Below are 18,145 nucleotides of genomic sequence, written 5' to 3'. Positions count from 1 at the left end.
TCCTCTTTCATCTCAAAGTGTTTAAATATAGATCGGCTGTTGGGTCAAACCAGACATCTCATCAAATCCTGCTAGAATATTGGCATTTTGAACGGCTTGTCCAGCAGCTCCTTTTTGCATGTTATCGATGACCGAGACGATGGTAAGGCGCCCTGTCCGTTCATCCTTATACACGGTCAAATCACAGTGATTACTACCTACGACGGACTTGATTTCCGGATCACTCTGTTGAACACGTACGAACGGTTCCGTTATATACTGTTCCGTCAACCAAAATCGCCACTCCGTTTCCGATAAATCGATCAACGGCTGAACCGTCATGATTGCCATGATGCCTCGATTAATTGGTAATAGTTGCGTCGAGAATGTGATCGGGTAGGATGAACCAGTCCATTCGAGAAGTGCCTGTTCAATTTCTGGAATATGTTGATGTTGATTCACTTTATATAAACGAACGTTTTCACTGGAATGGACATGATGAGTCTGTGTCGTCAATGTTTTGCCTGCTCCCGTCAGACCAGAAGATGCTTGAATGATGATTTGGGAAGGATCGATTTTTTTCTCTTTTACGAATGGTGTCAGTCCCAGAAGTACCGCTGTCGCATAACAACCGGGATTCGCAATCCACTTGCTTGCTGTGATAGCTTGACGATTCCATTCTGGTAAACCATAAGTCGCTTTTTGTTGTAAATGTGCATCTATTGGTTCCTTGTCATACCAAGCTTCATACGATTCAGACGGTAGTCGCAAATCACCACTCAAATCGATGACATAACCGGACCAGTTTTGAAGTTGTTCTAAGTAATGTTTCGAGATTCCACTCGGTGTCGCCAAGAACACCAGATCTGTCTCTGTTTCCGTCAGATGCTCCACCGAAAAGGAAGATAAAAGAGAGTATGTTTTTTTATTCATGAATGGGAATAACTCATTCATCGATTTTCCTGCCATCGAATCACTCATCAAACAGACGATTTCAAATGAGGGATGTGCTTCTAGTAGCCGAACTAGCTCAATTCCGGTATATCCTGTTGCTCCGATGATGGTACATTTCATAGCTGTACGCTCCTCTTCAAAGAATGTTATACCGATTTAAACATATGTATATTTATACTGTCAATTGAATTTTTATTAGTTTTTACACAAAAAAAGAAGCGTTGAAGCGATTGTCTTCTATAAGACAGTCCCTTCAACGCTTCTTTTGTCTTCATCCACTTAACGCTTTTCCGCACGTTGCGCTACGAGATGATCAATCCCAAATACGCCTGCACCCATGATAGCGACGACTACTACGAAAATCAGTGTAAACATATGTATCCTCCTCATCGTTCACAAAAATGTCATTTGATACTTCCTATTGTGCAAGATTCAAACCAAAAAAGAAAGCGTTTACGACAAAAAATCGTCACATTTATGATTTTTTCTGGTTTATTGGAGAATCTCTTATAGTTGACGCCAACGTTATTATTCGTTAAGATTACGTTTGTTCATTGCTTTTGTGCATAAAAGCGTGTTAGTAACAGAGAACTACCATATATCCATATTCATTTAAGGAGGTGGAAGCATGCGCATGTCATTCCGTGAATCCGCAGCTATCCTAGGAATCAGCATCATCATCTTATTGTCCGCGTTATTCGGTGCTAAAGCCGAACCGCATCTTGCCATCTTGTCCAGTCTTATTTTCGTCTCAGGATATGCCGTTTACCGCGGTTTTAAGTTCGAAGACGTTGAACATCATATGATCCAAGGCATTCGGGAAGCGATCAAACCGATCCTCATCATGTTACTCGTCGGTATGACGATTGCGGTATGGATGATGAGTGGCGCAGTGCCGACCCTTCTTCACTTTGGTTTATCTACACTCTCGGCGACTTGGTTCGCACCGAGCGCTCTTCTGATTGCGATGGTCGTTTCGACCTTTACAGGAAGCTCATTTACGACGATCGGTACGGTCGGCGTTGCCTTGATGGGCATCGCGATCGCATTAGGCGTCAATCCGGCACTTGCGGCAGGCGCTATCATTAGCGGTGCATGTTTTGGAGATAAGATGTCACCTTTGTCGGATACGACGAACTTCGCACCGGGAATCGTTAACGTTTCCGTATTTGATCATATTCGTTTCATGATGGGAACGACGATTCCTGCCATCACGATTACGTTCATCTTATTCTTCATCTTTGGACGTAGTAGCGGCACGGTCGATTCAACTGTTGTTCAAACGACGCAACAGGAATTAGCCCGCTTATTCCATCTATCACCATGGACGCTACTTTCTCCTATACTTGTCATGGTTCTAGCGTTGCGTAAGATGCCGGTCATCCCGACACTCGTAGCCGGTGTCTTGAGTGGTCTGTTATTGACAGGTCTCGTCCAAGGAAATTGGGACATTTCAAACTGGATGGCCGTCATTCAAAATGGTTTAAAACTAGAATCTTCTAGTAAAACTGTCGCAGCAATCATCAGTAAGGGTGGCTTGCAATCGATGATGTGGTCCGTTTCACTCGTCATGCTCGCGCTCGCTTTCGGCGGTGTTTTGCGCGGAATCGGCGTCATCGATGTCGTCATTGAGCGGACCGTTTCACGACTCAAACGCGACGGAAGTATCATCTCTGCTGTTGCCCTATCTTCCATCGGTGTCAATGTAATGGCTGGAGAACAATACTTGTCAATTCTCTTGCCAGGTCAAGCGTTCAAACGGATTTTTGAAGAACGTCAGATTGATCCGCGATTCCTCTCTCGATCACTCGAGGATGGAGGAACACTCGTCAATCCACTCATTCCGTGGGGCGTTTCTGGAGCTTTCTTTGCTTCAACACTAGGTGTTCCGGTAACAGAATACGTTCCGTTCGCATTCTTTTTAGTTCTTTCACCGTTCTTTACGTTCTTACTTGCCTTTCTTCGTCCGACAAAAATAGAAACAAAACAGTCTCTCGCTTCTTGAGTCTATTTCATATTAGAGGTCCGATATGACATATCGGATCTTTTTTTCTGACCATTATCTCTTTTATTTCCTGTTAAATACGTCCGAATTACGACGAAAACGGCTTGGAATCACGTTTTTTTAAAGAATCATGTGTAAAGATGAAACGAACTGGGAATATACCAAACATAAGAATAAAAATTACAGAGAATGATAGAGAGAGAGTACGTTCTTGTTCGACCGAGGAACGACTTCGATGTAATTGTGGGAGGAGTTAATATGATCAAACGTGGTACGCTGGAGCGACTTGATGGTAAATATGCCGTTCTGCTGTGGGAAAATGGTTCAAGCTTCATTCCACGACGTTATTTACCACCTGAAGCAAGATTAGGCGATACAATTATTTTTGACGGCACGACTTATACGCTAGATGTCAGCAATTCATCACCCTCTTCCTTTCAAACGTTTTCGTTTCGGCAAATGGGCTGATGATCGATAAAAAGCCATTCGGTATCATGTATTGACTATAGAGAAAAATTTCTCTCATCAGTCCTTCATGAAACGGATGGCTTTTTCGCTTTAACGACGAACATATAAGGAATAGTGACTACACGACGGGCAAGAATACTGATGGATATCAGATATTTCGATGCGTTCTAATATCGTTTGATCGTTTGGACATGCATACTGCGGCTGTACGACATCCGATTGCAAGAATAGAGCGCACCAGAAGCGATTTGAGAATTGATGACAGGTTGGACAATGATATAAGTCCAACTGATACGGTACCCAGTCATCTGATACTTCTGCTTGATGTAGCTGATAGTTCTGGATCAAGCGAAAACGATTCCAGTCGTCTACATACGTTCGCTGTAAGACGGGTTCATGCATCGACGGTACAAACCAAAGCGGAAGGCCTGTCATGAACGCTTCCACTCCTTGCGTCAAAATAGCCGGAAATGTCGGCCATCCATCCAGCTGACCGAGTTGAAATGTTTGTTGAAAGGAGCAGTTGTCGCATAGGAGTTCCATTGTCATCCTCCTGTTCGTTTCACCATCTCTTTTAACATCTTTTCCGTCACAGGACCGACATGTTTTGCAAGAATCGTTCCTTTACGATCTAATACATAGGTTGCTGGCATCGCTACGAGACGATAAGCGTCTTCTGAGTTTCCTATTCGATCATACAAAACGGGATATTCAACAGGTGTCTGCTTCAGAAAATCGGCAACATCTGAAACACGCCGCTCCGATGTTGTGACATTGATGCCATAGACCGGTATATTCGTATGTCGTGCAAAGGAATTTAGTTCTGGAATCTCTTGTTTGCAAGGTGGACACCACGTCGCCCAAAAATTAATGACAAAGACATCATGATTCATTTCGTCTAGATCAATTGTTTTTCCTTCTTGACGCAAGGAAAGATTCGGAGCTTTCATCCCTAATTCTAAACCACCTTGTGCTGCTTGTTTTTGTTGTTGTTCCACTTTCTTTTGCTTCGTATCGTATGTTTGATAACCTTGATAGGCAATGCCGATGATAGCGATCGCTAGGATCAGATAGATCAACATTTTTTTCACATCTAATCCCCTCCTTCTTCGTTAAGTGTAGCAGACTTCCTCTTTTCAACTGTCTTCTTTTATCAACAAAAAAGCGAACTCTTCTGATTTGTATACAGAAAAGAGTTCGCTTCATTTTATTTAGATACGCTCTTTGAATGATTAGTTAAAGCGTGGTAATTGTTTTTTGACCTGGCGGTTATCTTTGACGCTACCGACTGCATCGGTTCCCCCTAAAGCTTCGTTCAAGGATGTCTTCCCTTCCTTGACCTCTAGACGTCGATTGAATACCGATCGATTATCGACAGAAGCAACGAGAATCGATGCGACATCCGTTTCCGAAATCGTCGCGTCCTTCGTGTCTTTCAAATCTTCATCGGCTTCAATTAAGCCACGCCCTTCACCTGTTGTGATCGCAACCGGACAGATGATCGTATACGTCAAACCACTATGTTCAATCTGCTCCTCTGCTGCATTCTTGGCAGCATAGAACGGATAGACATCTTTCTTGAATTGCTCAGGTCGATCTGCACCATACGCACTCAATAGTACGAAATGACGCACACGCGCTTTTTTTGCTGCATCGATCGTTTTTAGGGCGACTGTTCGATCCAGCAGTTCAATTTCCGTTGCTTCGCCATCTACTCCTGCGGTCGCCGCACAAATGACTGCATCCTGTCCCGCGACTCCGTGCTCAATGACTTTTTCGAGTTCTGTTTCGATATCGACGTAATGCGCCTTGACACCGAGTTTTTCGAATCGTTCCACCAGATGTTCGTGACGAACGATGACCGTGACCTGATGACCCTTGGCAAGCGATTTGACGACGCGCGCTCCAATCGTACCGGATGCACCTACGACTAGTACTTTCATATGGGGGGTCCCTCCTCGATAAGTTAGTCACCTTCGTGGAACGCCATCATGTCATGTCCAAAAAATCATCGATTTCGGAGATGACCTAAAACGATCCACCAAAGGAGCAACGTACATCAATTTATACCCGCAATGACCGGAAGGAAACCCCTCCCCTTTAGTTCTTCAAGGTGCCATAAAACGTCGTATCAAGGCGATCACGTAGTTCTTGCAACGCCTTCTCGTTCGGTAAATCATAGAAAATACCATTCAGTCGCTGACTGACCGCCTCGATTTCATAATGTTTTCGTTCTGACATCAAGGCAATCGATAACCCTGCCGTCGCCATTTCACGTACACTTAAATCGAGATTCATCTCTTCTTTCATATACGTGTGCGCTGCTGGAATTTTCGACCATCCAGTCGGCTTCAATAAGTGTGTCGCGACTGCTTGGATGACTTCCGACTGCCGATTCGCGCGCGCTCCGTCATTATCCGTTTTGCGGTGTCTTGAATAGGCAAGTGCCATCGCACCATCCATATGGTATTCCTTCCCTTTTTGGAATGAATACTGATTTGCTTTCCCGCTTGCATCCTGCTCAGAGAACGTTCCTGTCGAGACAAGATCGATTCCGCCGATTTGATCGACTAATCCGATGAAACTATCGAAGGAGATGACGATCTTTCCATCGATTTCTTCATCGAGTAGACCTGAAACGGCATCTTGCGTACACTCTTCTCCACCGAAGGCAAAGGCATGCGTGATCTTATCCTTTTTTCCATTCTCACAAGAAATTGGTGTATACGTATCTCGAGGAATCGATGTCAACTGAATTGTTCGAGAAAGTGGAATGAATTGCATGACCGACAGAGAGTCCGAACGTGATCCACGCAACGACTCTCCAGGTCGTGCATCACTACCGATCAACAAGAACGTAAACGGTTGTGAGGCAAAAAGAACGAATACGATGAGCAATAATAAAAATAGTCCAAGAATCTTTCGTTTAACACGACGTTTTTTCTTGATTTTTTTAGGATGAGCTTCGCGTGAAGAGACATCAGGATTCTGCTGTACCGCTTGCTCTGATCGTCCTGCCTTTCTCGAACGTCTCGAGCGTTCCCGATTAGCAAACAATCTTGATCCGACACCCCCAATCATCTGTGCGATCTGTTTAAGCATGCCGCTCCCAGAACGACGCGATATACTTTTTTGATCTCGTGGTTGATCTTCGACATATCGATGATACGTAGCCGGTACTTGCTGCTTCTCAAAGGATTCTTGAGAAAATGATTCGTCCGGCGCGTATGCTTTCGAAAAAGCTTCTTCTTGCCTAGCTTGCTCTTCTAACTGCATACGTCGTCGCTCCAAGCGAGAGCGGTGTGGTTGATGTTCTGCCATTCAGATACCTCCGTATCAATCTTTTGCGATCTGTTTCTCTTTCAAGAACTCGCGGAGATACGTCCGCTTCGGTTCGTGCATCGAGGCAGCCATCTGTTTGACCCACCCTTCTGTCCGTTGACCACCGGTCCGTTCTCCGTAGTACGATGACGTTGATTCTTCGTATCCTGTCAGTAACTCAAGCATCGTATCGTCATCAGTATACGTATTCCGGTGGAAGACCGCATCCATCGGAAGGCGGGGTTTTTTACCCGGTTGTTGATCCGGAAGACCGACTGCGACTCCGAATAACGGTACGACGTGATCAGGAAGTTGTAAGAGTTCGCTGACACGACGGGCATCATTTCGTAGTGAACCGATGTAGACCGTTCCGTAGCCGAGCGACTCGGCAGCTACGACTAAATTTTGAGCAGCAAGTCCCGCATCGACCGCCCCTACGACAAGTGCTTCCGTAGTCTCGATCGTCCGGCTCACGTCGCCTCCTACTAGTTCTGCCGCCAACGTATGTTTGTGGTAATCCATACAAAAGACGAAGAAGTAACTGTTTTCTGCTACATATTGTTGACCACTTGCAACGTCGACTAGTTGTCGTTTCAATCCTTCGTCTTCGACACCAATGATCGCATAAGCTTGCTGATAAGAGGATGTCGAGGCGGCCTGTGCGGCTTGGACAAGTGTTTCAATCGTCTCTTCGTCTAATTGATGTTGTTTGAATTTCCGGATGGACCGGTGGTTGAGTAAATGTTGAATGGTTTCATTCATGTGTAATCGTCCCCTTCTGTAATGAGTCTTCTTATTTAAGATAGTCGTCTCTGACTAAAAAGCGCAAATGAAGAGGTTCGGTTTATGAAAAAAGCGGGAAATGAATAGTGTTGTACTGTGCTTTTTTAGCGAAGGAGGGCGATCATGAGAATACGGAAACTACGGCTCTTACTAGAACAATATGGCGATACGACCCTTCGCGATATTATCGTCGAAATCTATCGTCAACTCCCGAGACAAGTCATCGAAGAGAAAGAGTTTGACGCCATGTTGACACAGTTCATGAAGTATAAGGATTTGCAAAAAGAACAGGAACAACCGACCGTCGAACAGACGATTGCTCAGACGGAACGGTTTATTCAATTAGCATACGATCTCCAGTACCTTGAGCCGAATCCGATCGTACCGCTTCGCGAACAAAAGAATTGGTATATCACCGCAAAGCGCCTGTTGAAGCATTTACGCCATTACGCTCATCGTAAAAACGGAACCCGGATTGCCTTTGAGGAATTTTTCTTTCTTCTTTCGTCGGCTGCCGGGGAAGAACCTTTATTTTTAAGTAATGATCCGTTTCGATTATTGAAAGTCTCGCAAGTCGATTTTTTTCAAGAATTAGTCGGCTATTATAAAAATGATAGTCATGGCGTCGAGTGGATGGAACGTGCCCTCTATACAGCGTTGAAGGTTCCGATGGACGTCGATACCGAGCGCAGTGATCTTTTGCTTGCCGTACTTGCCCATTGCGAGAAACCCGAACATCAAGAAGCATACATCCATTGCTTGAATGCACATGCTAAAAAATTACAGTCGCATGTTCGGATTGATGCAGACGCTTTATCCACCTATCAAGAAATTCGTTTCGCAGAGCTACATGCTCTCATTTCCTTACGCGCGTTAGAACGAGCGGAGACGATGCTGTTCACTGAATATATCCCGTATTTTTCGCATCGCTCGACTCCGTTTCGCTATTATCTCGATCTCCTCGAACGAGCCGGACTCGAACAAGAACACGAACGAATGGCACGCGTTGGTCGAAAAAAACGAATTCATTTCTAAGAGTAGATTCTTCTTGTTCACACGTAGTAGACAATAAAAGGCAAGTGACGAATCCATCGTCACTTGCCTTTTATTAGTCAGATTCATTTCAATCGGAGGCATTGACGATGCCAAGTCCAACTGTTGCGAGTAATGCAATACAAGCGAATAGGAATGCCATGTCGTTCGGTGAATCGAATCCTTCATAAATCGGTTCTTTTCGATCGACGATGATATGATTTTGTGCTCCATAATCGCCGTATGTCGTAGACATACTGATATCAGGCTCGTCATAATCCTTTGCTTCTCCTACTGTCGCATCGGCGATAAGTAAAAAGAGTGTTAATCCAATCACGCCCAAAAGATATTTCATAATCAATTAACCTCATTTTCTTAAATAATCCATCTACTTTCCGTCCCAAAAATAATATATAAATACCTTTAATTTACTGTAAAATAATATATAAATACCTTTAATTTACTGTAAAATAATAGGTGAATAAACTTCATATAATTAAAGGAGGACTATGATTTTGTCTATCGTACATTATAATCAACTGTCACGGAATCAAAAACGACATGTTCACCAATTATTACAACATAATCAATGGGCACACGACATTCCTTTTTTTCAATTACTTGAAGGTCATCAATTCGTTTACCTCAAACATGATCTAGTCTATGCGACTCTTGGTTATCGTATTTCAAATGAAATGACTTGTCTGATGAACGGTGCCTACTCAAATATTTCCGCATTTCACCTTCTTGCGAAACACTTACATGAGTATCTTGTTCGTCAAGGTGCTCAACAAATTAAAGTACAGGTCGTTCCGCCTCAAGATGGTGCGCTATCATCGGTTTGGAAAACACTCGGATATACACTTTCTGCTGAACAATTTCGCTTAATCGGAATTTCAAATGACCGTGTACCATCTTTACGCTTTCAACCTATACATGCCCGTAATCAAGAGTTATACCTCACTCTTCGAAATCACTCTATTAAAGAATGTGATCATCTTTTCCCATATCATCAAGAGCATTATGAACAATTCAGCCATTCAAACACATCACCTTATTTAATATACGACCAACAATTAGTAATCGGTACACTGCTCTATCAAAAATATGGTCGTACGATTCGTCTTCTTGAAATCACGTGTTTGCCTGAGTTGAAATATCAAGGTTACGGTCGGCGAATTCTAGATACCTTTCAAGCCAAATTGTGTAAAGCAAACATCAAGACGTTCGAAACCATTTTTCATTCCACAAACTTAGATGTGCTGAGACTATACCAAAAAAGTACATTTTGCGATATCCAACTTTTTTCTCATTGGCATACGTTTCAAGTTCAAAATAAATCGTTAATCACGTAACCGTTCAATCACTTCATCGTATTCAGATAACACATACTCCGCATCCATTTTCCGAAAATCAACATGACCCGTTTTACGAAGCACTAGCCCCATCTCGTATAACTGTTCGATATAGGCATCTCCCCATGTCAAGGCAAGTCCGGGTTGGTGGTTATGAAAAGCAAGCAAGGCATCTTCAATCATTTCAGAAGCAATGGATGCTTGTATCACACGATTCAATAAAGATTGGAACAGTACGATTTGTCGTCCGATCAGCGCATAAAACGGGAAATAATGTTTAGCATAAACAAACGTCGGCAAATAGGCATCCGCCTCAATCGTCTTTAGCAACAATGGTGAAGCGGGACGTTGTAATCGTTCTGCAAGTCCAACGGTCGCCTTGCATTCGCACAGCTGATCAAGCACTCGAACCGTCAACTCCTCTTCGATATCGAGCAATAAGACGAGATCAAGCAGATTCAATTCATGCGTCTCCATGAATTGATCACTGCGTTGAAGATGCATTGTATAAGTAAAGTCCAGCTTTTCAGCAACAAGTGCCCATAACTCGGAATGGCGCGCCGCATATAGACCTATCGGAAATTCAAGGGGTTGGCGGACGATCGAGCGATGCCCTTCCAGTGTATAGACTTGATTGACGTCTAGACCGTATGCTAGCAGCATTTCAAGTAACTGCTGACGATTTTGACACGTGACGAGTGTTTGAAACAGACGATCCACCTCGACGAGTGGTTGTTTCATTTCAAGTGCTATTTTCAAATGATCAGGTGAATCCTGCTCTAGTGCACGCTTAATGAATTGTAAGGCCTGTTGTTCCGCATCGTTCAGTTGGGCAACATGTGTCCGAAACATTTCGATGTCAAGTTCCCGAAAAGCTTGTAACGCCGGTGCAATTGATTGATTTTTTATAAAGGGTTTCCACATGATTCCCTCGACCTCCTCATTCCAGTACCTCTTCGTAGTGTACGCAATATCCTATCGTCTTGAAAGCAAAAAATGGAGAATCTTCCGTCGTTTCAGGAAGATCCTCCATTTTTTATTTTTTACCGACTTTTAAATGAGCGTTTCGAAAGACAGCATCTTGTTTTCCTGTCTTTTCAACACTTGTTCCGACAGACCCCAGGTATACGAGTTCATCCTTTGGTTGAATGAACTCGTATGTGATGGCAGGTTCACCCCGAAGTCGAACGTGTATGATTTGTCGATGTCGTAAAGAGAATGATGCGCGCACTTCAAGAAAGGAGGAAGCTGATAAATCATGTTGCCGCTCTAAAATCGTCATCAATTCTTTTTCCGAGTCACGATAATTTCCCTGCAATTGAGCATACGAAATACCCACTCCTAAAGATAGGATACCGATTAGACTAAGAGCGAAAATGACCAGCACTTTCTTCATGACTGATCCACCTCCGAGAAAAGTTCATTCTACTTATTCATCGGTTCATCGATCGTCGACGTGAAGTCTTTTTTCGAATCCTTTACGTGAAACTGCATGTCCACATGTGGAATATCATCTTCTAAATAAGGTTCGGATACGGTTTCGAAACCAAACGACCCGTAAAACCCTTCTAGGTGTGCTTGTGCCTGTAAGTAGATCGCAGCTTCTTTCTGCAAATGCACCATCGCTTTCTCCATCATTTGTCTTGCTAACCCAACCGACCGGTGTGCATGGTGAACGGCTACCCGTCCAATCGCTATTCCTTTTGTCGGATGATCGTATATCCGAAGACATCCGACGATTTGACCGCTCTCACTCCGGACGATTAGGTGTGTCGCTTGTTGATCTTGATCATCTAGCTCCGGATACGCACACTCCTGCTCAACGACGAAGATATCCGTTCGTAATTTTAAAAGTGCATATAAGGTATCAGGTGTCATGTGATGAAAAGACTTGAATTCAAATTCGTACATAAAAAGCTCTCCTCTTTAGTTACGACAAAGTCGTGATAGTTGTCCAGCGTAAATCGTGACAGGAATGCCTCTAAACACCGTATCTTTTTCCCAGTTCAGTCCGTTGGCACGAGCGACGTTTTGCGAAGCATGATTATCGGGATGAATGATCGAGATGATTCGATCATGCCCTCGATTAAACGCCTCCATCATTAATTGTTTTGCTGCTTCACGACCATAACCGACTTTCCAGTGCTTTGGTTCGAGCCAATAACCGACCTCTAACTCTTCTTTCCCATCCACTTCCTGCATCAATAATCCGGCGAAGCCAATCGGTTCATTCGTTTCTTTTATGAACAATAGTAAAAAACCAGTTTGTCGCTCATCCGAGTATCGCTCCAATTGCCGTTCGAACCACTCTCGTGCCTCATCTTCACTCAAGGCAGTGCCTCCATTGATATAACGCATGACTTGCTCATTTTGAACAAGTGACTTATAAAAACTGAAATCCTCTTCTTCAAACGGTCGCATCCATAAACGTTCACTTTCCATCGTCATCGCCTCCTTCTATACTTCTCTTTTCCCGAGTTCTTTTCGCTTCATTCCTCTTCCTGCCCCTGCTTTCCCTGTGACATTTTTCATTACTAATCGATGACATTCACTCCCTACTGCTTGCAATTCCCGACATAAGTCGGTATTTTGGGAACAGTATGTTGAACAATGACTGCACGATTAATGTTAAAATATATTTTGAGCGCATACGCGCTGGTAGGAATTTATGAAAAGGACTGAGACCATGATGACTGAACAAGTAATGACAGGACTATATGAAGGCATTTCAAAAGAATCTGTACTGATCAATGAACCTTTAAAATATCATACTTACACAAAAATGGGAGGGATTGCTGATCTCTTCATAATCCCAACCTCTTATGAAGAAACGGCTTTTGTCGTCCGATATGCTTACGAACAAGGTATTCCCTTGACGTTGCTTGGAAACGGATCGAATCTTGTCGTACGTGATGGCGGCATTCGCGGCATTGTCCTCTCCTTTGAGAAGTTAACCGATATCTCGGTCGAAGGACATGAACTCGTCGCTCAAAGTGGCGCAGCAATCATCGAAGCGTCTCGTGTAGCTTACGCGCATCAGCTGAGTGGTCTTGAATTCGCTTGTGGGATTCCAGGAACGATTGGTGGCGCATTAATCATGAATGCTGGTGCATACGGTGGTGAAGTCAAGGATTGTCTCCATAGCGCTACTGTATTGACACGACAAGGAGAACTATTGAACATTTCGCATGATGAGCTTGAATTGGGATACCGGACAAGTTGCTTCTCGAAGAAAGAATACATCATCCTCGAAGGTCGATTTGCGTTAACAGAGGGTGACCCAGCATTGATCAAGGAAGTCATGGATGATTTAACGCATAAGCGAGAAACGAAACAACCACTCGAGTACCCTTCTTGTGGTAGCGTCTTTAAACGTCCAGAAGGCTATTTTGCAGGGAAGCTGATTCAAGATAGCAACTTACAGGGAACACGCATCGGTGGCGCTGAAGTATCAAAGAAACACGCTGGTTTCATCGTCAACGTCGAGAATGCGTCAGCATCCGACTATATCGCGCTCATTCGTCATGTACAAGAAACCGTTCAAGAAAAATTCGGTATCTTACTTGAGACAGAAGTGAAAATTATCGGTGAAGAAGCATAACAAGAATCTTACAAGAAAAGGTGAGTTCCGTATTCGGACCCACCTTTTTGTTCGTTTAGATTGACCAGTTTCCGTCACGCATAACTGATTCACGCGTTCCGTCTGCAAGTTCTCCTTCAATCGATAGATCCGCTGATCCAATCATGAAGTCGACATGCGTCATCGAGTCATTCGCGCCTTGTGCTTCTAATTCTTCTGCTGAAAGGCTTGGACCATTTTCGAGACACGTCGAGTACGCACGACCAATCGCTAAGTGGCACGAAGCATTTTCATCAAACAATGTATTATAGAATAGGATACCCGAGTCAGAAATCGGCGAACGGTGCGGCACGAGCGCAACTTCTCCGAGATAACGTGCACCTTCATCCAGTGAAATCAAGTCATCTAATGCTTCTTGACCCTGTTTTGCTTCCGCTTTAACGATTTTTCCGTTTTCGAACCAGAGTGTGAACTCATCAATCAAGTTCCCACTGTAGCTAAGTGGTTTTGTGCTCGAGACGTGTCCGTTGACTCCTGTCTTTTTCGGTAACGTGAACACTTCTTCTGTCGGAAGATTCGCGATGAAATCAACACCATCTGCATTCGGACCACCGCCACCTAACCAAACATGACGTTCTGGTAATTCGATTGATAATTCTGTTCCTGGAGCTGTGTAGTGCAATGATTTGTATTTCTTCTCTGTCAGGAATTTTGCTTTTGAACGCAGATTTTGATCATGATCTGCCCATGCAGCGACCGGATCCGCTTGATCGGCACGTGTTGCCTTCAAAATAGCTGACCAGAGCTCTTCAACGGCATTCTCTGAATCAGGGAATACTTTCTTCGCCCAGCTTTCAGAAGGTGCTGCTACGACACACCAGCTGACATTGTCACTCATGACGAATTTCCGCCAATTGGCGAGAGCGACACCGGCTGCTTTATTCGCACGTGCGATTCGGCTCGAGTCAACGCCATTCAATAAATCTGGATCTTCACTGACGACCGATAAGAACGCTGTTTTTTCTTCTGCCAGTTGATCATAACGTGCTTTTAACCAATCCGGGAACGTATCAAACGACTCCTCCGGTGCATCGAAATAACGGATTTTCGTCATCTCATCATCTGACCATTGTACATATACTTGCGTAGCACCTACTTCATAGGCGACACGTGTGATTTCACGAACGAGCGGCAAATTTTCGATTCCTGCACGCACCTCGAGTTGTTGTCCTGGTTGTAGATTAATTCCTGTACGCACGGCTAAAGACGCGTATTGTTTTAATTCTGCTTGTGTCGGCATTATGTAATCCCCTTTCTTGTATCTTTATTTTCACGAAATAGTTGCAATTTTGCAAGAAATAAGGCGAAACTAGAAGGAGAATAGAAGGAGGCATTACCATGGAATTCACACCCGGAGATTTTAAATCGGCCTATACGTATTTCCACCGACAAGCACTCGACCTCGTTGGTGATGAAAAAGCACAGCAAGAGTTATTAGTTCGAGCAGAAATCGGGCTTGCGCACTTGACGCAAGATATCGCGTCTACCGAAAGCTCGGACATCGAACGTGAGGCAGAACTCGTCCTTTATTTTCAATTAAAACAACTGCTCGAAATGCTTCGTGCCCTCTATCAGAAAAAATTCGAGATGCACGCGGAGCAAGAACAATTACTATTGACGGCCGTCCTTTACTTCACGTCTCCTGTTGACGCCTTACCAGACGATAACGTCCTCGGGCTCTTCGATGACGCACAAATCGTCGAGACGATTTACGAAGAACTGGCTGCAGACGTCGATCGCTTTCAACATATGGAATGAATAAAAAAGAGCAGCTGTCGCGACAGCTGCTCTTTTTTATGCATTTTGTTTCGAAGCAATATGAACAGGTGTCGTGGATTGACGTGATTCATCTACTTCTAATTTTTCTTTATTCAGCCACGTATAGATCATTCCCATGAAGACTGCTCCACCAATGATGTTACCGGCTAAAGCTGGCAACAGGTTGTGCATGGCTCCGGCAAATGTGATCGTATCAGGGTGTGGCACGACTAACGCAATGGAGAACAAGGCCATATTGGCGATGACGTGATCAAATCCAGATGCGAAGAAGACTGCGACGAGTACCATCATCATCATGATCTGCGCCAACTCATTCTTCATGTTCTTTGGAATGAAAATCGCTAAACAGACCATCCAGTTACAAAAGATAGCTCGTGTGAAGATTTCCCACGTCGTATGGTGGATCTTCGTTTCTGAGACAGAAAATAACCAGTTGTTCATACCAAGCTCTTGGATGATTCCTGTTTGAGAAAAGAGTAGTGCAAACGCTAATCCTCCAAGTCCATTTCCGATCAGACAGATCAACCAGACCTTCATCGTATCCATCTTCGTCGTATAGCCACGCATCGTTGCCGTCGTAAAATACATCGTATTTCCTGTAAACAGTTCTGCACCGCCATAAACGATCAAAACGAGCGCCACTCCGAACGTCAGTCCACCAACAAGTGTCGCGACAGGTGATTCTGCCATATACAGCCCGTTAATTGCTTTTAAGGTAAAAATGATTGCAAATCCAATGAATATCCCCGCTAACATGGCACGAACTAAGTACTCGAGAGGACGCAGTTGTAGCATACGCGTCGACTTGATTGCTTTATTCCGTAATCCTTCTAATGCTTCTACCTCGTTCATCGTAGAAACCTCTCTTTCTTTTGTTCAACATTTCACAATGTTTGTTCATTTATTATGATACTTCCATCTTAAGAGATGTTCAAGCCTTGAATAGACCTGTTTTATCGTTTTCATAAAAGAACGAGATGTAAACGATATCATTGTGTCGAGATTGTGAAAAATGCCTTTTCTTGCTTTATACAACTAATTAGTTTGAATCAAAAGTCCGGATGCGAATCGTTTAAAAAACGTTTGTCGCCTTGATGCATCAAGTACATATCCATCAATGACGACACGATTAAAACGTTTAGAAGATGAAGTAGCTCGTTCGATATCGTTCGATGTATACGCATCGAATGCTTTCCGATCTATTTTAAAATCTGCACGTGAATACGGATCAGTATAGTGAATTTCAAGATCTGATAAATCAGGAATCGTTGAGAATAATACGAGTGTATGATGCATGAGAACTTTCGATAATCGAGCGTTAAAAAAATCCTGACCCACTCGTAACATACCAGTATCGGTTCCGATCCAAATACGTCGTTCCTTACCTGTGACATCATAGGCAAGTCGCAACGACTCCCCTTCGACCTCTACTTCTTTTAACTCCGATGAGAACGGGAGCTGTTCCGCTAATTGACGAACTGCTACCGTATTCATCATCGAAGCACCTACTTGTCTCGCTACGAGGTCTCCGTCATGCCAAACAGAAGGTCGATTTTCTTCATCTGATTGTTGGAAAAGACGACTTGCAAGCAGTATTCCTAAACATATACAACCAAGAATCAAGAATGTTTTCTTCATTTTCATCACCTTCCCAAAAAAACTCACCCTTTTTCATCTTTTTTTCATAAGAAGGGTTGAAATTTTATGCATATGAGCGTACTCTTGCAGGCAGATACTCACAGAAGGAGGAGCATGAGGTTACTCATCATATTGCCATGACTACTACGAAACACCCACAGAAAAAGAGAATTGAAAAAGTCAGTTTTTTAATCATCGGTACGTTACTCTATTCCCTTTATATCAGCTTATTGCTATCTCCAAACGATATCGGATCAGGTGGCATCATGGGAATTACGCTTGTCATCCAAGAACTCTTTCACACGCCAATTGGATTAACGCAATTGCTTTTAAACATTCCTCTCTTCCTTTTAGGTTTCCGTTTCCTGCGTAAACGATTTATGTTCTTATCTGGCATCATCGTCGTTGCCTCTTCTTTTTTAATCGATTGGATACCGACTCAAATCGTTCCAGAGTCTCTGAACGATCCACTTGTCGCTTCCATCTTTGCCGGTCTAGTCTCTGGTCTTGCGATGGCATTGATTTTCTTTGGTGGCGCTTCGACCGGTGGACTCGATATTCTTGGAAAGTTTTTCTTCGCCCGTTTTCATAATTGGCCATTGCCTCGTATATTCCTGATGCAAGATCTTGTCATCTATATTCTTGTCTGGTGGGTCTTTGATCTGAAACACGTTATGTATGCACTCATCATGAGCTTTGTTCGTGCTAAAGCCTTACAAACGGTCTACAGTTTCTATTCCGCTTCTAAACAATGTATCATCATTTGTGAGAAAGCAGATGAAATCAACGAAGTCATCACAAAAGAACTCGGTCGTGGTGTAACGATTCTTGATGCACGGGGAGGATACTCCAACCGAACGAAGAAAATGGTCTATGTCGTCGTTCAAAATAACGAAATCGTCCGTTTGCAAGAAATCGTCTCTTCTGTCGAACCGAATGCATTCGTTACTTTTTCCGAAATTCATACAGTTTTTGGAAATTACAAAGAACATTCGTATTCGTTTTGACATTAAGCGCAGCCAAGCTGTGCTTTTTCTTTTTTTATCTATATTATGACTGCTTCTCGTATGAGGTCATCTTTCCTGCTTTTTTAATTGAAGTAGATACTTTTTTATTCTTGATCCCTATTCAAAAAATAGATAGGCTTCACTTTTTTTACGATAGTAGTTAAGCTTATGACATGTCTATTTA

Annotated in this window: 21 protein-coding genes; 7 read left to right on the top strand and 14 right to left on the bottom strand. The window is 43.4% G+C overall.

All coding sequences use genetic code 11. From position 1 onward, the window contains the following. Window positions 1-21: 21 nt before the first annotated feature. The gene (gene argC / locus ACHWTJ_RS00855; protein ID WP_294744424.1) at window positions 22-1,053 is read right to left on the bottom strand and encodes an N-acetyl-gamma-glutamyl-phosphate reductase; all 1,032 of its coding nucleotides are present in this window, start codon (window positions 1,051-1,053) and stop codon (window positions 22-24) included. A gap of 508 nt (window positions 1,054-1,561) precedes the next feature. On the opposite strand from argC, the gene nhaC reads away from it, so the two are divergent. Beyond that, a complete protein-coding gene (nhaC, locus tag ACHWTJ_RS00850) occupies window positions 1,562-2,938 on the top strand; it encodes a Na+/H+ antiporter NhaC (protein WP_294744422.1) in 1,377 nt (458 codons plus the stop codon). 258 nt (window positions 2,939-3,196) lie between these two features. Further along, on the top strand, window positions 3,197-3,406 hold the full coding sequence (locus tag ACHWTJ_RS00845) for a DUF3006 domain-containing protein (RefSeq protein ID WP_023467214.1): 210 nt from the start codon (window positions 3,197-3,199) through the stop codon (window positions 3,404-3,406). Window positions 3,407-3,496: 90 nt separating this feature from the next. On the opposite strand, the gene ACHWTJ_RS00840 is transcribed toward ACHWTJ_RS00845, so the two are convergent. The 5 genes from ACHWTJ_RS00840 to nfsA all read right to left on the bottom strand — a co-directional run bounded on the left by ACHWTJ_RS00840 (window position 3,497) and on the right by nfsA (window position 7,489). Further along, the gene (locus ACHWTJ_RS00840) at window positions 3,497-3,949 is read right to left on the bottom strand and encodes a hypothetical protein (protein WP_294749565.1); all 453 of its coding nucleotides are present in this window, start codon (window positions 3,947-3,949) and stop codon (window positions 3,497-3,499) included. Between the two features lie 2 nt (window positions 3,950-3,951). Next, on the bottom strand, window positions 3,952-4,488 hold the full coding sequence (locus ACHWTJ_RS00835; RefSeq protein WP_294749571.1) for a TlpA disulfide reductase family protein: 537 nt from the start codon (window positions 4,486-4,488) through the stop codon (window positions 3,952-3,954). A gap of 150 nt (window positions 4,489-4,638) precedes the next feature. Next, window positions 4,639-5,349, bottom strand: coding sequence for an NAD(P)H-binding protein (locus ACHWTJ_RS00830; protein WP_294743596.1), 711 nt, complete (start codon window positions 5,347-5,349; stop codon window positions 4,639-4,641). A gap of 157 nt (window positions 5,350-5,506) precedes the next feature. Beyond that, entirely contained in the window at window positions 5,507-6,727 is a 1,221-nt protein-coding gene (locus ACHWTJ_RS00825; RefSeq protein WP_294749564.1) for an LCP family protein, read from the bottom strand. A gap of 15 nt (window positions 6,728-6,742) precedes the next feature. Beyond that, window positions 6,743-7,489, bottom strand: coding sequence for an oxygen-insensitive NADPH nitroreductase (nfsA, locus tag ACHWTJ_RS00820; protein ID WP_294749563.1), 747 nt, complete (start codon window positions 7,487-7,489; stop codon window positions 6,743-6,745). A 144-nt stretch (window positions 7,490-7,633) separates the two neighbouring features. On the opposite strand from nfsA, the gene ACHWTJ_RS00815 reads away from it, so the two are divergent. After that, window positions 7,634-8,545: a hypothetical protein gene (locus ACHWTJ_RS00815; RefSeq protein WP_029340830.1), complete on the top strand. Its 912-nt coding sequence runs from the start codon at window positions 7,634-7,636 to the stop codon at window positions 8,543-8,545. An 88-nt stretch (window positions 8,546-8,633) separates the two neighbouring features. On the opposite strand, the gene ACHWTJ_RS00810 is transcribed toward ACHWTJ_RS00815, so the two are convergent. Further along, entirely contained in the window at window positions 8,634-8,897 is a 264-nt protein-coding gene (locus tag ACHWTJ_RS00810) for a hypothetical protein (RefSeq protein ID WP_294744416.1), read from the bottom strand. 160 nt (window positions 8,898-9,057) lie between these two features. Here ACHWTJ_RS00810 and ACHWTJ_RS00805 point away from each other — a divergent pair, with 160 nt between their 5' ends. Further along, complete coding sequence (locus tag ACHWTJ_RS00805) at window positions 9,058-9,897, top strand: GNAT family N-acetyltransferase (protein WP_294743588.1); 840 nt, start codon at window positions 9,058-9,060, stop codon at window positions 9,895-9,897. On the opposite strand, the gene ACHWTJ_RS00800 is transcribed toward ACHWTJ_RS00805, so the two are convergent. From ACHWTJ_RS00800 to ACHWTJ_RS00785, 4 genes are all read right to left on the bottom strand, one after another. Further along, a complete protein-coding gene (locus ACHWTJ_RS00800) occupies window positions 9,886-10,821 on the bottom strand; it encodes a hypothetical protein (protein WP_394678947.1) in 936 nt (311 codons plus the stop codon). The two genes, ACHWTJ_RS00805 and ACHWTJ_RS00800, sit on opposite strands and share 12 nt — an antisense overlap. 112 nt (window positions 10,822-10,933) lie before the next feature. Beyond that, window positions 10,934-11,293 carry a hypothetical protein gene (locus tag ACHWTJ_RS00795; protein WP_294743584.1) on the bottom strand — a complete coding sequence of 120 codons (360 nt, stop codon included), beginning with the start codon at window positions 11,291-11,293 and terminating at the stop codon, window positions 10,934-10,936. A gap of 29 nt (window positions 11,294-11,322) precedes the next feature. After that, window positions 11,323-11,808, bottom strand: coding sequence for a GNAT family N-acetyltransferase (locus ACHWTJ_RS00790; protein WP_051656213.1), 486 nt, complete (start codon window positions 11,806-11,808; stop codon window positions 11,323-11,325). A gap of 15 nt (window positions 11,809-11,823) precedes the next feature. Next, a complete protein-coding gene (locus ACHWTJ_RS00785) occupies window positions 11,824-12,339 on the bottom strand; it encodes a GNAT family N-acetyltransferase (protein ID WP_087682137.1) in 516 nt (171 codons plus the stop codon). A 244-nt stretch (window positions 12,340-12,583) separates the two neighbouring features. Between ACHWTJ_RS00785 and murB the strand changes: the two genes are divergently transcribed. Next, window positions 12,584-13,498, top strand: coding sequence for a UDP-N-acetylmuramate dehydrogenase (gene murB, locus ACHWTJ_RS00780; RefSeq protein WP_081637435.1), 915 nt, complete (start codon window positions 12,584-12,586; stop codon window positions 13,496-13,498). A gap of 55 nt (window positions 13,499-13,553) precedes the next feature. On the opposite strand, the gene ACHWTJ_RS00775 is transcribed toward murB, so the two are convergent. Then, window positions 13,554-14,777 carry an aminopeptidase gene (locus tag ACHWTJ_RS00775; protein ID WP_294743580.1) on the bottom strand — a complete coding sequence of 408 codons (1,224 nt, stop codon included), beginning with the start codon at window positions 14,775-14,777 and terminating at the stop codon, window positions 13,554-13,556. 98 nt (window positions 14,778-14,875) lie between these two features. Between ACHWTJ_RS00775 and ACHWTJ_RS00770 the strand changes: the two genes are divergently transcribed. Then, a complete protein-coding gene (locus ACHWTJ_RS00770; protein WP_023467198.1) occupies window positions 14,876-15,295 on the top strand; it encodes a YkvA family protein in 420 nt (139 codons plus the stop codon). A 36-nt stretch (window positions 15,296-15,331) separates the two neighbouring features. Here the strand turns inward: ACHWTJ_RS00770 and ACHWTJ_RS00765 are convergent, their stop codons facing one another. Beyond that, a complete protein-coding gene (locus ACHWTJ_RS00765) occupies window positions 15,332-16,168 on the bottom strand; it encodes a formate/nitrite transporter family protein (protein ID WP_394678946.1) in 837 nt (278 codons plus the stop codon). 183 nt (window positions 16,169-16,351) lie between these two features. Next, a complete protein-coding gene (locus tag ACHWTJ_RS00760; protein ID WP_294744410.1) occupies window positions 16,352-16,954 on the bottom strand; it encodes a hypothetical protein in 603 nt (200 codons plus the stop codon). Window positions 16,955-17,091: 137 nt separating this feature from the next. Here ACHWTJ_RS00760 and ACHWTJ_RS00755 point away from each other — a divergent pair, with 137 nt between their 5' ends. Beyond that, entirely contained in the window at window positions 17,092-17,961 is an 870-nt protein-coding gene (locus ACHWTJ_RS00755; RefSeq protein ID WP_294743573.1) for a YitT family protein, read from the top strand. The last annotated feature ends 184 nt before the right edge of the window (window positions 17,962-18,145 follow it).

Origin of the sequence: uncultured Exiguobacterium sp., assembly GCF_964277885.1 — a bacterium.
Lineage (GTDB): Bacteria > Bacillota > Bacilli > Exiguobacteriales > Exiguobacteriaceae > Exiguobacterium_A.
The sequence above is the reverse complement of the archived record's forward strand: the minus strand, read 5'-3'. Positions and strand labels throughout refer to the sequence as shown.

What these genes read in the sequence shown, in the direction of transcription:
- nfsA (WP_294749563.1), bottom strand. Translation starts at nt 7,489, where the DNA reads ATGAATGAAACCATTCAACATTTACTCAACCACCGGTCCATCCGGAAA.
- ACHWTJ_RS00775 (WP_294743580.1), bottom strand. Translation starts at nt 14,777, where the DNA reads ATGCCGACACAAGCAGAATTAAAACAATACGCGTCTTTAGCCGTGCGT.
- nhaC (WP_294744422.1), top strand. Translation starts at nt 1,562, where the DNA reads ATGCGCATGTCATTCCGTGAATCCGCAGCTATCCTAGGAATCAGCATC.
- ACHWTJ_RS00785 (WP_087682137.1), bottom strand. Translation starts at nt 12,339, where the DNA reads ATGGAAAGTGAACGTTTATGGATGCGACCGTTTGAAGAAGAGGATTTC.
- ACHWTJ_RS00830 (WP_294743596.1), bottom strand. Translation starts at nt 5,349, where the DNA reads ATGAAAGTACTAGTCGTAGGTGCATCCGGTACGATTGGAGCGCGCGTC.
- ACHWTJ_RS00825 (WP_294749564.1), bottom strand. Translation starts at nt 6,727, where the DNA reads ATGGCAGAACATCAACCACACCGCTCTCGCTTGGAGCGACGACGTATG.
- ACHWTJ_RS00795 (WP_294743584.1), bottom strand. Translation starts at nt 11,293, where the DNA reads ATGAAGAAAGTGCTGGTCATTTTCGCTCTTAGTCTAATCGGTATCCTA.
- ACHWTJ_RS00765 (WP_394678946.1), bottom strand. Translation starts at nt 16,168, where the DNA reads ATGAACGAGGTAGAAGCATTAGAAGGATTACGGAATAAAGCAATCAAG.
- ACHWTJ_RS00800 (WP_394678947.1), bottom strand. Translation starts at nt 10,821, where the DNA reads ATGTGGAAACCCTTTATAAAAAATCAATCAATTGCACCGGCGTTACAA.
- murB (WP_081637435.1), top strand. Translation starts at nt 12,584, where the DNA reads ATGATGACTGAACAAGTAATGACAGGACTATATGAAGGCATTTCAAAA.
- ACHWTJ_RS00835 (WP_294749571.1), bottom strand. Translation starts at nt 4,488, where the DNA reads ATGTTGATCTATCTGATCCTAGCGATCGCTATCATCGGCATTGCCTAT.
- ACHWTJ_RS00810 (WP_294744416.1), bottom strand. Translation starts at nt 8,897, where the DNA reads ATGAAATATCTTTTGGGCGTGATTGGATTAACACTCTTTTTACTTATC.
- ACHWTJ_RS00840 (WP_294749565.1), bottom strand. Translation starts at nt 3,949, where the DNA reads ATGGAACTCCTATGCGACAACTGCTCCTTTCAACAAACATTTCAACTC.
- ACHWTJ_RS00770 (WP_023467198.1), top strand. Translation starts at nt 14,876, where the DNA reads ATGGAATTCACACCCGGAGATTTTAAATCGGCCTATACGTATTTCCAC.
- ACHWTJ_RS00755 (WP_294743573.1), top strand. Translation starts at nt 17,092, where the DNA reads ATGACTACTACGAAACACCCACAGAAAAAGAGAATTGAAAAAGTCAGT.
- ACHWTJ_RS00845 (WP_023467214.1), top strand. Translation starts at nt 3,197, where the DNA reads ATGATCAAACGTGGTACGCTGGAGCGACTTGATGGTAAATATGCCGTT.
- ACHWTJ_RS00760 (WP_294744410.1), bottom strand. Translation starts at nt 16,954, where the DNA reads ATGAAGAAAACATTCTTGATTCTTGGTTGTATATGTTTAGGAATACTG.
- argC (WP_294744424.1), bottom strand. Translation starts at nt 1,053, where the DNA reads ATGAAATGTACCATCATCGGAGCAACAGGATATACCGGAATTGAGCTA.
- ACHWTJ_RS00790 (WP_051656213.1), bottom strand. Translation starts at nt 11,808, where the DNA reads ATGTACGAATTTGAATTCAAGTCTTTTCATCACATGACACCTGATACC.
- ACHWTJ_RS00815 (WP_029340830.1), top strand. Translation starts at nt 7,634, where the DNA reads ATGAGAATACGGAAACTACGGCTCTTACTAGAACAATATGGCGATACG.